Genomic DNA, 13212 nt, shown 5'->3' on the forward strand with positions numbered 1-13212 from the left:
GCATATGAATCAAGCTAAGAAGGTATGTATAGTTTCTCCTATACACGATTATAAGGATATAAGGGTATACCAAAAACAAGCAAAGACTATAGAAAATAGTGGTTATGAGGTTAGTTTGCTTGCTAGAAAAGATTATGATGAGAAAATAGGTAATATACAAATCTTCGCAATTCCAAAATCAAAAAACTTTTTAAGTAGAATTATCTTGCAACCTAAATTACTTTGTAAAATACTTAAGACAAGGTCTAAAATAGTTCATTTGCATAATCCTGACACGATATTATTAGGATTTTTGTTGAAAATGTTTAATAAAAAAGTTATTTATGATACTCACGAAGATTTTTCAAAAAGAATATTAATTCGGGAATGGATTCCCTATTCTTATAGGAAACTTATTGCTAAAGTAGTTACAGGTTTAGAGTTAATGGCATCAAGGTGTTTTGATGGATTTATTGTTACACAAGAAGGTTTACTTGCCAAATATAAAAATGCATTGTTAATTGAGAATGCGCCAATTCATCAGGGTGAACTAATAACGAGGGCTTATGAATTAAGTAAGCTAATCTCAAAGAGTAACTATATAAGGGTGGTTTACGTTGGTGGAATCAGTGAGCAACGGGGTTTGAGACAGATAGTACAAGCTTTAGAAGAAATAAATAAGACTTATAGTTGCAGATTATGGCTAATTGGTCCAGATTCAAAAGAAATAAATGAGCTTCAGAAATTGAATGGTTGGAAATATGTAGACTATTTAGGAAAGCTTCCTCAAGAGAAAGCTTTTTCATATGTAATAAAATCAGATATAGGTTTATGTACAATATTAGATGTTGTTGATCATGCTGAGACAAGCCCCAATAAGATTTTCGAGTATATGACTTTAGGTATCCCATTTATTGCAAGTGACTTCCCGAAATGGGAAAAGAAAATAGGGTGTAGTAATGCGGGATATTTTGTAGATCCACAAAATATAAACAAGATTGCAGATCTGATATTGAAGATTGGTTCGGATGAAGATTTGAAAAGTTATTTATCTAATAATGGAAAGAAATATATTTATGAAAAATTTAATTGGGAAAGAGAATCAGAAAAACTTATAGAGTATTATAAAAAAATAAATTAGTAGGAGCATAAAAATTATGAGGGTTTTATTACTTCATCAGTATTTTTTAGGAAAAGATGACCCAGGTGGTTCTAGATTTAATCAATTTGTTAAGTATTGGGAAGAGCAAGGACATGAGATTACAATTGTGGCTGGGACTGTACATTACACTACGGGTAAAAAAGAAGAGAAGTATAAAGGAAAATGGATTGTAGCAGAGGAGTATTCCCCGAATGTAAAAGTACTAAGAACATATGTATCTGAAGCTTATAATAAGTCATTTTTTGGAAGGCTATGGGGGTACTTTTCGTTTACAGTTTCTTCATTAACAGCTATTCTTTTCAGGGTGAAAAGTCATGATATTGTAATTGTAACTTCTCCGCCGTTATTTGTTGGGGTTACTGGTATTTTTACAAAATGGTTTAAAAGAATACCGATGATATTTGAAGTTCGAGATTTATGGCCAGAATCGGCTATTGATACTGGGGTTTTAAAGAGTAAGCCATTAATAAAAATGGCTTTTTTTGTTGAAAAAATGTCTTATAAGTTTGCGAATAAAATCAATGTTTTAACTCCTGCGTTTCGTAATGTATTAATTGAGAAGAAACATATTTCTCCAGATAAAATAACTTTTATCCCAAATGGGGCAGATTTAGATATTTTCGAACCAGGTGAAAAAGATAACTGGGTTCGTGAAAAATACAGTTTGCAAAATAAGTTTGTCGTTACTTATATGGGGGCACATGGGCTAGCGAATAATTTAGATAGTCTTTTAAATCTTGCGAAGGCATGCGAAGAATATGAAGATATAGCTTTTCTATTAGTTGGAGATGGGATGGAAAAAGCACGACTGAAAAAAAGAGTTAAGAGTGAAAGGATACAAAATGTTATATTTATTGACTCGCAACCAAAGGCAGTTATTCCTGATTTTTGTAATGCTTCAGATATTTGTACTGCAGTTTTGAAAAAGGTAGATACATTTAAAACAGTATATCCTAATAAAGTGTTTGATTATATGTCATGTGCAAAACCGATTTTACTTGGAATTGATGGAGCTGCTAGAGAATTAGTAGAGGAAAGTGGATGTGGAGTTTATGTTGATCCTGAAGATATTATCCAGTTTAAAGAGAAAATATTAGAATTCTATCATAATAGAGAACGATTAGATGAAATGGGTCTTAAAGGTTATAAATACGTGCAAAGGAAATTTAGTCGAAAAGCTTTAGCACATAAATACATTCAAGAAATTGAAAGTATAATCAAATAGGAGGAAATAGCAATGAGTAAAAATTTATGCGTAGTAGGACTAGGCTATATTGGATTACCCACATCAGCAATGTTTGCAAAAGCTGGTTATACTGTAACAGGTGTAGATGTAAATCCAATTGCGATAGAAATGATTAATCAAGGGGAAATCCACATTGAGGAAGTTGGTTTGGGAGAATTAGTTAAAGAAATGGTTGGGAAGGGAAGATTAAAAGCTAGTCTTCAACCAACTCATGCAGATGCATATATCATTGCGGTACCAACACCGCATAATGCAGATCATACTGCAAACTTAGATTATGTAATTGGGGCGACAAAATCTATTGTACCCTTTGTAAAACCAGGAAATGTAGTTATTGTTGAATCTACAATTCCTCCGAGAACAATTAATGATGTAGTGGCGCCAATTTTCAAAGAACATGGATGGATTGTAGGAGAAGATATTTATCTAGCCCATTGTCCAGAACGAGTGTTACCAGGACGTATATTAATTGAGTTAGTTGAAAATACACGAATTGTTGGGGGAATCAATGATATTTCTACTAGCAAGGCTGCAGAGCTATATCGTAGCTTCGTTACAGGACAGATATTAGAGACTACTGCTGTTACAGCTGAAATGTCTAAGTTAATGGAGAATACATATCGTGATGTTAATATTGCACTTGCAAATGAATTGGTCAAAATTTCTCAAGAGTTAAATGTTGATGCATTAGATGTAATTCGTTTAGCTAATCATCATCCGCGTGTGAATCTACACCTACCAGGACCAGGTGTTGGAGGCCATTGTTTAGCAGTCGATCCTTATTTCATCATCGAAAAGGCACCAGAACAATCCGTACTAATCTCAAATTCTAGAGAAATAAACAATTCTATGCCGATATTTATTACAGATCAAATAGAAAAAATAGTTCCAAGTAATGGGAAGGTTGCTGTTCTAGGCATTACTTATAAAGGAAATATTGATGATGTTCGAGAAAGTCCTGCGATGACAATTGTAGATTTATTAACAGCTAAAGGATATGAAGTAGCGGTACATGATCCACATGTCCATCAACAACAAGTAGTATTTAATCTATATGACTTTGAAGAAGCGATTATAGATGCAGATTGTGTACTTGTTTTAACAGATCATAATGAATTTAAGCATCTAAATGAGACCAGTATTTTAGAACATGCAAAAAAAACTGTTATCCTGGATACACGTAATTGTGTGAAATGTAAAAACTCAGAAATAATTTATATTAATTTTAATAATTTATATGAAATTAAAGGTTTAGAAAGTGTCAAGAAGCAATTAGTAAATAATTAAAGGCGTGTGATGGATATTATGAAAAGGGCTTTTGATGCTCTTACAGCAGTTTTAACTCTGATGTTGTTGTCTTTTATAATTTTAATTGTCGCCCTTCTTGTAAGGTTCAAACTAGGTAGTCCTATTATTTTCAAACAACAACGTCCAGGCTTACATGGAAAACCCTTCTATGTATACAAGTTTCATCCAATGACAGATGCAAAAGATGAAGAGGGTAATTTCTTACCAGATAATGTTCGTTTAACATCATTTGGTAAATTACTTAGAAAGTTAAGTCTAGATGAATTACTACAACTTATTAATGTAATAAAAGGATATACTAGTTTAGTAGGACCTCGTCCATTATTAATGGAATATCTCCCACTGTATACCTCCCAACAAGCTAGACGTCATGAAGTGCACCCTGGTATTACTGGATGGGCGCAAGTAAATGGACGAAATGCAATTTCTTGGGAAGATAAATTTAAATTAGATGTTTGGTATGTGGATAATCAGTCCCTTTGGTTAGATATAAAGATTTTATTTTTAACAGTTGAAAAGGTTTTTAAATCAGAAGGGGTTGGTCAACAAGGTCATGTGACGATGCAGAAATTTACAGGATTAAACTCAAATAAAGAAGTGGTGAAATGAAAAAGATAGCTTTAATTGGTCAAGGTGGGCATGCGAAAGTTATTATAGATATGATTCATGCAAATACAGGTTATGAGATTGTTGCTATATTTGATGATAAATATGAATGTTTAAGTGAGGACCAGGGCATATGTTATGGACCAATCTCTTCTATTAAAGAAATAATAGAAGAGATTGGATTTAAAATTGTGCTTGCGATTGGACATAATGCTGTACGAAAAAGGATAGTTGAGCAGTTAGAATTGAAGGATGGAAGTTATGAGACAATTATTCATCCAACTGCTGTAGTGAGTGAGTCTGCTTCCATTGGGTTTGGAACTGTTATTATGCCTAAAGCAGTTATTAATGCGGATACTATAATTGGAAGGCATGTTATTGTTAATACTGCAGCAGTGATAGAACATGATAATCAGATTGGTGATTTTGCACATATTTCTCCAAATGCGACGTTAACGGGAACAGTCTTTGTTAATGAAGGTACACAAATAGGTGCAGGGGCAATTGTTATCCCGAATCGAAAAATTGGCCAATGGAGTATAATTGGTGCAGGAGCAACAGTCATTCATGATATACCATCTTCTTGTACAGCAGTAGGTTCGCCCGCAAGAGTTATAAAATAAGTTACGTTACCATAAGGAGTGTAATGGAAGCATGGAAAACAAAAGAATCTTTTTATCACCACCACACATGAGCGGAAATGAACAAAAATATGTAAATCAAGCATTCGAGCAAAACTGGATTGCGCCACTAGGACCTAACGTAGATGCATTTGAACATCAAATTGCAGAGTATATTGGAGTGAAAAGTGCCGCTGCTGTTAGCGCAGGTACTGCAGCAATCCATTTAGCACTTCAACTGTTAGGTGTTAATAGAGATGATACTGTATTTTGTTCTTCATTAACGTTTGCAGCAAGTGCAAATCCAATTGCGTATCAAGGGGCCGAACCAATTTTCATAGATTCAGAGCCTGATACATGGAACATGTCTCCAGTTGCACTTGAGAAAGCTTTTGAAGATGCAAAAGCTTCAGGAAAACTTCCGAAAGCAGTAATTGTTGTTCATTTATTTGGACAAAGTGCAAAGATGGATGAAATTATGGATATTTGTGATAAGTATGGTGTACTAGTTGTGGAAGACTCTGCGGAATCACTTGGAACAACTTATAAAGGGAAGCAAACTGGTTCATTTGGTAAGTTTGGTATTTTCTCTTTCAATGGTAACAAGATTATCACGACTTCTGGTGGTGGCATGCTTGTTTCTAATGATGAAGTGGCGATTCAAAAAGCACGCTTCCTTTCGACACAAGCACGTGATCCAGCAGTTCATTATGAACATAGTCATATTGGTTATAATTATCGTATGAGTAATATTGTGGCTGGTGTAGGACGAGCGCAGTTGGAAGTATTAAATAATCGTGTGCAAGCACGTCGTGATATTTTTACTCGCTATAAAACAGCTTTAGGTGAATTACCTGGAATTACATTTATGCCAGAATTCGAAGATGCAGTTCCAAATCGTTGGTTATCTACATTATTAATTGATGAAAAGGTAACAGGTGTTACGTATTTAGATGTGATTGAAGCTTTAGCGGCACAAAATATTGAAGCGCGTCCAGTTTGGAAGCCGCTTCATAGACAGCCTGTCTTCGCAGGTTCTAAATATTATACTCATGGTGATACAGATAGTATTTCTGATAAGCTGTTTAGTCAAGGTTTATGTTTACCTTCTGGTTCAAGTATGACAGTGGAAGATCAAGAAAGAGTTATCGCTACTGTTAAAGAGGTATTAGCAAAGCAAGTTGTAACGAAATAAATTATAAAAAGTGCATTCTTTTTTTGAATGCACTTTTTTATTTTAAGTAGGTAAGTGATACTGGTAATCGGCGGTGCGAGTTATATCGGGAGTCATGTTGTGAAAGAACTGCTATCACAAAAACATCGAGTTGTTATAAGGGATTTTACCACCGTTACTAACAATGATCACGTATCAAATTAAACATTTTGTTTTTTCATCATCTATATCAGAAAATGTTTAGTCTTTAGACCTTGTGTAAGAGGTTCATCTTGAGAAATTGTAATTAGGTTGTCTTACATAGGATTGCTTATGATATATTTAAATTAATAAATTGTTATAAAAAGGAGAAATAGCCATGAATTTCAAAGGTGTCATGAAAACAGGCTCATTAGCCGCTGCACTTGCTCACGGTTGAACAGCATTCGCTACACCGGCTGCACATGCAGCAAGGGTTAATGAGCTTAAAAACTGAGCAAAAAGTAGAAATGCTTCGCTTATTCTTGGATAGTGCGAAACTTGCATATCTACAAGTAACACTTGTAGATGAAAAAGGAAATTCGTTGGATCTTTTAAACTATACAATTAGTAAGGGTAATAACTTATTAATTCAATTAAAAGATTTAGATGGAAAGTTACTTGCGACAATTGACCCAACGAGAGGAATGGTACAAGCAGCTAACTTTAAAAGCTTGGTAAATTCATTGAAAGTTGCGATGGAAGCAAAGCGTGAGCTAAATGCAACTGGTCATTTTGTTCCAATGCCAAATACAGCATCTAATGAACAAACTTACATGCTAATTGGGGGATTAATTGTACTTCTAGGTGCAGCTGCATTAGTTCCAGCAGTACGATTAGCTCGTAAAGTAGAACAAGCGTAATACGCCCTATGGAAAAAAGAAAGAAAGTACATAAGCGTAAGTCAAAATGGAGATGGGTAATCATCGGGATTCCTGTTTCCGTTATTTTGTTAGGTCTTGGGATTATTGCTTTTTTCGGCTGGGAGCTTACAAAGCAAACAACATTGTTAGCTCATATAGTTGTTACACCGTATAAGCCTGCAGAGGCTGAAAAAGAGTTTAAACAAATTTGGTCTAAAATTCCTGATCCAGGAGAGAAGCTTGGTGAATTGAAGTTTCCTTCTCTTGCTTATGAGGTTCCTGTTGTAGAAGGGACGCACCCGAGAGAGCTGAAATCAGGAGTCGGACATTTTGCTGGGAGTACGTTGCCAGGACAAGGCGGGAATGTTGTGTTAAGCGGACACCGGAATACGAGTTTTCGTAAGCTGGAAGATGTGAAGAAAGGTGATCAAATCAAATTTGCAACGCCGTATGGTGAGTGTGTTTATGAAATAACAGATTTCAAAATTACGGGAGCGAATGATGAGACGATTATCGTTCCAACTGATTATGAGACATTAACGTTAACGACATGTTATCCGTTTGAGCATATTGGTGATGCTCTGGATCGCTTTATTGTGTATACGAAGCTTGTGTCTAAGCCGGATTTAGAGAAATAGTCATGCCCAATTCCCTTTTATGCAATTGGGCTTTCTTGATGCAAAATGAAAAATAGGAAGTACATAGATATAATGTGTTGGAACTCATTCTGTTTGGAATTCACAAAGAGAAGTAATGAAAAGCTAATAAATAAGAAATAAATAACCCTGGGAGGTCTTCATTATGGCGATACTTGTAACAGGTGGAGCAGGATATATCGGCAGTCATACATGCGTGGAATTATTAAATAATGGTTATGATATTATAGTAGTTGATAACCTTTCTAATAGCTCAGTAGAATCGTTGAATCGAGTGAAAGAAATAACAGGAAAACAGTTTAAATTTTATGAAGAAAATCTTCTAAATCGTGATGCAATCGATGTGATTTTTAAAGAAAATATAATTGAAGCAGTCATTCATTTTGCTGGCTTAAAAGCAGTTGGAGAATCAGTAGCAATTCCGCTTACTTATTATCATAACAACATTACAAGTACATTAATATTATGCGATGTTATGCAGAAGCATAATGTAAAGAAAATGATTTTTAGTTCATCAGCAACGGTATATGGTCTTCCTGAAACATCACCAATTACAGAAGAATTTCCTTTAAATGCAACAAACCCATACGGTCAAACAAAGTTGATGATTGAACAAATGATGCGTGATGTAGTTGTAGCTGATTCTGAGTGGAGTGTTGTATTACTTCGTTATTTCAATCCATTTGGTGCACATGAAAGTGGGCGTATGGGGGAAGATCCAAATGGAATTCCGAACAACTTAATGCCATATGTAACGCAAGTAGCAGTTGGTAAGTTAAAAGAACTAAGTGTATTTGGAAACGATTATCCGACAAAAGATGGTACAGGTGTCCGTGATTATATTCACGTTGTTGATCTTGCGAATGGACATGTGAAGGCTCTTGAAAAAGTATTACATACAACAGGTGTAGATACATATAACCTTGGTACAGGTACTGGATATAGCGTGCTAGAGATGGTACAAGCATTCGAGAAAGTTTCAGGAAAGTCCGTTCCATATAAAATTACAGAGCGTCGTCCTGGAGATGTTGCTGTATGTTTTGCAGATGCATCTAAAGCGAAACGTGAATTAGGATGGGAAGCAAAGCGCGGGCTTGAAGAAATGTGCGCGGACTCATGGAAATGGCAGTCGAATAATAAGGATGGCTACCAAGAAGCAGAATGTATGAAGTGAATATGATCTTGTAAATGCTTTCTTTATGATTTGCTAGACATATCATCAATTTTTTTGAAGAAATAATGTAAACGTGAAAAAGCCTCGTCTTATCCTATGCTAGATAAGACGAGGCTTTTTGTGTATGGTAAGGTATCTAATGAGAAAACATATATGTATGAAATTATAGAATAATTTGGATATAGAAACTAATCCCATGTATAATGGGTGTGGTACTTTATTCCTTAAAAACCTATAAAGCTGATTCAAGAAAGAAGGTTACATAATGAAAAAAATTCTATTTTGGATACTGGGTATTATCGGCGTTCTTGTCATTGCAGGAGGCGGTTATGCGTATTATCTGTACTCATCCGTTTCGGGGACAATAGATAAAGTGTATACGCCGCTTGAACGAGATCATTCTGAGAAACGTTCTACTGATGTGAAGTTAGGAAATAAACAACCTGTTTCTATTTTATTATTAGGTGCAGATGAGCGTGGGGCAGATAAAGGGCGTTCGGATTCGATTATGTTATTAACATTAAATCCGAAGCAAAGTTCGATGGAAATTGTAAGTATTCCTCGTGATACATATACGGAGATTGTTGGGAAAGGGAAGAAAGATAAAATCAACCATGCGTATGCATTTGGTGGAATTGATATGTCTGTGAAGACGGTTGAAAATTTTTTAGATATTCCAATTGATTATTATATTGAAGTAAATATGGAAGGTTTCCGTGATATTGTTGACGCTGTTGGCGGGATCGATGTGAATAATGACTTGGCATTTACGCTTGAAGGTATGTCATTTGAGAAAGGGAACATTCATCTAAATGGCGAGCAGGCACTGAAGTATACGCGTATGCGTAAGGAAGATCCACGCGGTGACTTTGGTCGTCAAATGCGTCAGCGTCAAGTGCTAGAAGCGGTTATTAGTAAAGGCGCGAACATATCATCTATTACAAAACTTGGCACGATGTTAGGTGCTGTTGAGAAAAACGTAAAAACAAATTTAAATCAAGATCAAATGTGGGATCTTCAAAGTAATTATAAAGCTGCGATGAATAAAAAAGAGGAAATTCAAATTCCTGGTGACGGTCATAAGCAGGATGGTGTTTGGTACTATTTCGTTCCTGATAAAGATCGTAAAGATTTGTCTAATAAATTAAAAGCTCATTTAGAGTTAACAAAATAGTAGTTGAGTATAAGGAATAAGCTTAATGATCCTGTAATGGGACATTAGACTTTTTTTGATGTCTCATATATAAGCTGCTAAGAACAGCAAAAGGTGACCTGCTACTTGTTTTCTCTCTCTGTTTTTCCTTGGCATGGGGCAGGAAAAGGGTCTGACCGCTTCTATGCATGGCTGGATGCTCTCTCCCACCTGAAAAGAAGGATTTTATGTCGGTTTTTCAATTTGTATTTATATAGTAAATAATAGGCGCTACCTATCCTTTATGTATAAAGGATAGGTAGCGCCTTATTTTTGTCCAAATCTTATATGTGTAGCCTATCCAACTTTTAAATTTTGCATATGAGCTTTTTGTTTACTTTCTTCTGGTATTTGCATGTAGTCTCCATACATTCCTGATAAGTAGCGATCTGCATCATTTGGAACAGGGAACATGTGTCCATCGAAAATTCCTTCTTTTAACGGGAAGATTTCACTAAGCTCGAAGTTATGCCATCTGTAATAGCCGGTTTCCATTCCGTATGTTACAGTGTTTGTTTTTTTAAGGCCTTTTACATATAGTTTAAAGAATTTCGATTTGTTTAGAATTCTTCTTGCTACATCTGCAGGACCGTTTATTTTTGAAGGATAATTGATTGCGGCAAGTTTTCGGACAATTTTTTCTAACGGCGTTGCCGATTCTGAAACGTAGTCAAATGGGAAAATATCAATGGATATTCCTTTTCGGTGTGTACCATCGCTTTCTTGCCATTCAAAATCATCTAGATAGAGAATTTTCGTCCAGTTATGTTTGCCGTGTGTGTTTACTTTTTCTGTTTCTAGTTTATATGGCTCTGGTAAATGGTTTGGAATAATGCGCAAAAATTTATCGTAATCTTCTCTTAGCATAGCAAGATCTGCATCATCATCCCAAGGGATAAATCCTTTATGTCTAACAGACCCTAGTAAAGTACCGTCTGTGATCCAAAATTTAATATTATGTTCTTTACAGATTTTATGAACCGTTATGAGCATATCCAGCATCACTTTTTGAGCTTGCTCTAAAGGTGTTAACTGTGTTGAATCCAAAATAAATTCCTCCATTGTTCTAATCGATACGACAAATTTTTTATGGTTCAGATTGCATGGAAAGAGATTACAATCATAAGTTTAAGTATACATCAGTGATAAATTGACACGCAACTACAGTCTTTTTATATGTTGTTCCTTATACTTTTATTGATTCTGTTTTTTCGTTAATATTATTCATAAAGGATGTTCTTTACAAAGCATACATTAAATTTACAAAATATTTACGTTTATGTCCATAGATGATATGATAATGACATGTTCAAAAAATGAACGGATGAAATCGGGTGATGGAGGGGAGCTCTATGCAACAAGTATTAAATATATTAGAGGTTATCAATCAAAATCCACAGATGAACCAAAAAAAGATTGCAGAGCAGTGCAATATATCTGTTGGTAAAGTGAATTATATTATGAATGATTTAACGAAGAATCAATACATCTATAGCAAAAAGTCAGGGAAGTACATGAATTATTATTTGTACCAGAAAGGCTTTGAATACATGCGACAGGAGCTAGCGGCTTACCAAGGGAAGAAGCTTAGAGTCCATCGCAAAGAGGGCAAGAAGGTTACGCAAGCTGTTGTTCTTGCGGCTGGTAAGCGTCATGAGTTTGGAAAACCATCTGGTTTGTTAACGGTTGGGGAAAAGCTTTTGTTAGATCGTAGTTTAGAAATCCTTAAAAATAATGGCATTGAAAAAATTGTGGTGGTTGTTGGCTATAAGAAGGAGCAGTTTGAAGGCTGGACAGGTCGTCATAATGTGCACTTTGTGGAAAATCCGAAATATAAGTGGACAGGATCAATGGCATCGCTAGCAGAGGTTCAGGAACTGATTACAGATGATTTCTTATTAATTGAAGATGATATTTTAATCGAAGAGAAGGCACTTGTGCAAGTGTTACATCATCCAGAACCGGACTGTGTACTCATTACAAATGAGAGCGGATCTGGTGATGAAGCGTTTGTTGAGATTCAAGATGGCTATCTGTATAAAATTTCAAAGGACATTCATCAGTTAAATCGTATTGATGGTGAGATGGTTGGGATTTCTAAAATCTCGTATGAAGTGTTCATGAACATGTTAGCAACATTCCGTCATAATCAAAATCCATATGTGAACTATGAATATTTACTTCTTGATGCTGCAAGGTTGTACGATGTCGGCTATGCAAAGTTACCAGATGTTGTATGGGCAGAGATTGATACACCGAAGCAATATGAAGTTGTGAAAAATAAAATCTATCCTCGCTTAGTGAAAAAAGAAGCAGAGTTTAAAGAACGACAAATTAAAAAATATGTTTCGGAAGCACTTTCTATTTCAAAAGATGAAATTACAGATATTCAGCCATTTGGTGGTATGACGAATACGAATTTCAAAGTAAGTGTTGGAAAATCCGAATATGTGCTACGTATTCCAGGAAGCGGTACAGAAGATATGATTAGTCGCCGTGATGAAATGGTAACTTCTAATTTAGCGAGCCAATTAGGAATTGATGCAGAACTTCTATACTTTAATGAAGAAACTGGTGTGAAATTAGCAGAGTTAATTCCAAACGCAGAAACATTAAATCCGAAAACGGCAAAACGCAGTGATAATATGAAGTTAACGGCGAATATATTAAAACAATTACACAGTTCAAATGCCGAAATGAATAATACTTTCAATGTGTTTGAAAAAATAGAGCATTATGAAGGGCTTTTAAATAAAGTAAACGGCTCTAACTTTGATGATTATGCAGAAGTGAAAAACAAAGTAATGCGGTTAAAGGATATGTATGAGGCGATGGATGTTACGTTAACAGCTTGTCATAATGATACGGTTCCTGAAAACTTTGTTAAGAGTGGAGAAGACAAAATATACTTAATCGATTGGGAATATGGCGGTATGAACGATCCGATGTGGGATATTGCAGCACATAGTTTAGAGTGCGACTTTTCTTCAGAAGAGGAGGAGTTATTCTTATCCTACTATTTTAACGAGGAAGTAGAAGAGTCTTACCAGAGAAGAATATTGATGAATAAGATTTTCCAAGATTTCTTATGGAGTATTTGGACGAAGATTAAAGAAGCAACAGGCAGTGATTTTGGGACATATGGAATGGATCGCTATAATCGTGCGAAGAAAAACTTACAGCTCTTCTTAGAGTTGTAGTGGGGGATATAACG

At 35.2% G+C, this 13212-nt stretch carries 12 protein-coding genes and 1 pseudogene; 12 read left to right on the forward strand and 1 reads right to left on the reverse strand.

Features of this window, described 5'->3' with window-relative positions; genetic code table 11:
* The first annotated feature begins 4 nt into the window (after positions 1-4).
* From MHH71_RS17315 to tagU, 11 genes and pseudogenes are all read left to right on the forward strand, one after another.
* Positions 5-1120 (forward strand): glycosyltransferase, encoded by a 1116-nt coding sequence (locus MHH71_RS17315; RefSeq protein WP_240516930.1) that lies wholly within the window; start codon positions 5-7, stop codon positions 1118-1120.
* Between the two features lie 16 nt (positions 1121-1136).
* Positions 1137-2366 (forward strand): glycosyltransferase family 4 protein, encoded by a 1230-nt coding sequence (locus tag MHH71_RS17320; RefSeq protein WP_006096599.1) that lies wholly within the window; start codon positions 1137-1139, stop codon positions 2364-2366.
* Between the two features lie 12 nt (positions 2367-2378).
* Positions 2379-3674, forward strand: coding sequence for a nucleotide sugar dehydrogenase (locus tag MHH71_RS17325; RefSeq protein ID WP_033799242.1), 1296 nt, complete (start codon positions 2379-2381; stop codon positions 3672-3674).
* Positions 3675-3692: 18 nt separating this feature from the next.
* The gene (locus MHH71_RS17330; RefSeq protein WP_033799726.1) at positions 3693-4304 is read left to right on the forward strand and encodes a sugar transferase; all 612 of its coding nucleotides are present in this window, start codon (positions 3693-3695) and stop codon (positions 4302-4304) included.
* Positions 4301-4924 carry an acetyltransferase gene (locus tag MHH71_RS17335; protein WP_018781229.1) on the forward strand — a complete coding sequence of 208 codons (624 nt, stop codon included), beginning with the start codon at positions 4301-4303 and terminating at the stop codon, positions 4922-4924. Before MHH71_RS17330 ends, MHH71_RS17335 begins: the two co-directional genes overlap by 4 nt.
* A gap of 31 nt (positions 4925-4955) precedes the next feature.
* The gene (locus MHH71_RS17340; RefSeq protein ID WP_006096595.1) at positions 4956-6116 is read left to right on the forward strand and encodes an aminotransferase class I/II-fold pyridoxal phosphate-dependent enzyme; all 1161 of its coding nucleotides are present in this window, start codon (positions 4956-4958) and stop codon (positions 6114-6116) included.
* Between the two features lie 54 nt (positions 6117-6170).
* Positions 6171-6299 (forward strand): NAD-dependent epimerase/dehydratase family protein, encoded by a 129-nt coding sequence (locus MHH71_RS17345; RefSeq protein ID WP_139358566.1) that lies wholly within the window; start codon positions 6171-6173, stop codon positions 6297-6299.
* A gap of 251 nt (positions 6300-6550) precedes the next feature.
* Positions 6551-6976: pseudogene (locus MHH71_RS17350) on the forward strand (hypothetical protein); the annotation flags it as partial.
* A gap of 8 nt (positions 6977-6984) precedes the next feature.
* Positions 6985-7614, forward strand: coding sequence for a class D sortase (locus MHH71_RS17355; protein WP_006096593.1), 630 nt, complete (start codon positions 6985-6987; stop codon positions 7612-7614).
* A gap of 163 nt (positions 7615-7777) precedes the next feature.
* Positions 7778-8806, forward strand: a complete 1029-nt coding sequence (galE, locus tag MHH71_RS17360; RefSeq protein WP_006096592.1) for a UDP-glucose 4-epimerase GalE — start codon at positions 7778-7780, stop codon at positions 8804-8806.
* Between the two features lie 265 nt (positions 8807-9071).
* Positions 9072-9980 carry a polyisoprenyl-teichoic acid--peptidoglycan teichoic acid transferase TagU gene (tagU, locus tag MHH71_RS17365; RefSeq protein ID WP_003202214.1) on the forward strand — a complete coding sequence of 303 codons (909 nt, stop codon included), beginning with the start codon at positions 9072-9074 and terminating at the stop codon, positions 9978-9980.
* A gap of 315 nt (positions 9981-10295) precedes the next feature.
* On the opposite strand, the gene MHH71_RS17370 is transcribed toward tagU, so the two are convergent.
* The gene (locus MHH71_RS17370) at positions 10296-11060 is read right to left on the reverse strand and encodes a LicD family protein (RefSeq protein ID WP_003202215.1); all 765 of its coding nucleotides are present in this window, start codon (positions 11058-11060) and stop codon (positions 10296-10298) included.
* A 290-nt stretch (positions 11061-11350) separates the two neighbouring features.
* Here MHH71_RS17370 and MHH71_RS17375 point away from each other — a divergent pair, with 290 nt between their 5' ends.
* Complete coding sequence (locus MHH71_RS17375; protein WP_018764991.1) at positions 11351-13198, forward strand: NTP transferase domain-containing protein; 1848 nt, start codon at positions 11351-11353, stop codon at positions 13196-13198.
* Positions 13199-13212: the final 14 nt, after the last annotated feature.

This window comes from Bacillus sp. FSL H8-0534 (assembly GCF_038005885.1).
Lineage (GTDB): Bacteria > Bacillota > Bacilli > Bacillales > Bacillaceae_G > Bacillus_A > Bacillus_A pseudomycoides.

What these genes read in the sequence shown, in the direction of transcription:
- MHH71_RS17315 (WP_240516930.1), top strand. Translation starts at nt 5, where the DNA reads ATGAATCAAGCTAAGAAGGTATGTATAGTTTCTCCTATACACGATTAT.
- MHH71_RS17320 (WP_006096599.1), top strand. Translation starts at nt 1,137, where the DNA reads ATGAGGGTTTTATTACTTCATCAGTATTTTTTAGGAAAAGATGACCCA.
- MHH71_RS17325 (WP_033799242.1), top strand. Translation starts at nt 2,379, where the DNA reads ATGAGTAAAAATTTATGCGTAGTAGGACTAGGCTATATTGGATTACCC.
- MHH71_RS17330 (WP_033799726.1), top strand. Translation starts at nt 3,693, where the DNA reads ATGAAAAGGGCTTTTGATGCTCTTACAGCAGTTTTAACTCTGATGTTG.
- MHH71_RS17335 (WP_018781229.1), top strand. Translation starts at nt 4,301, where the DNA reads ATGAAAAAGATAGCTTTAATTGGTCAAGGTGGGCATGCGAAAGTTATT.
- MHH71_RS17340 (WP_006096595.1), top strand. Translation starts at nt 4,956, where the DNA reads ATGGAAAACAAAAGAATCTTTTTATCACCACCACACATGAGCGGAAAT.
- MHH71_RS17355 (WP_006096593.1), top strand. Translation starts at nt 6,985, where the DNA reads ATGGAAAAAAGAAAGAAAGTACATAAGCGTAAGTCAAAATGGAGATGG.
- galE (WP_006096592.1), top strand. Translation starts at nt 7,778, where the DNA reads ATGGCGATACTTGTAACAGGTGGAGCAGGATATATCGGCAGTCATACA.
- tagU (WP_003202214.1), top strand. Translation starts at nt 9,072, where the DNA reads ATGAAAAAAATTCTATTTTGGATACTGGGTATTATCGGCGTTCTTGTC.
- MHH71_RS17370 (WP_003202215.1), bottom strand. Translation starts at nt 11,060, where the DNA reads ATGGAGGAATTTATTTTGGATTCAACACAGTTAACACCTTTAGAGCAA.
- MHH71_RS17375 (WP_018764991.1), top strand. Translation starts at nt 11,351, where the DNA reads ATGCAACAAGTATTAAATATATTAGAGGTTATCAATCAAAATCCACAG.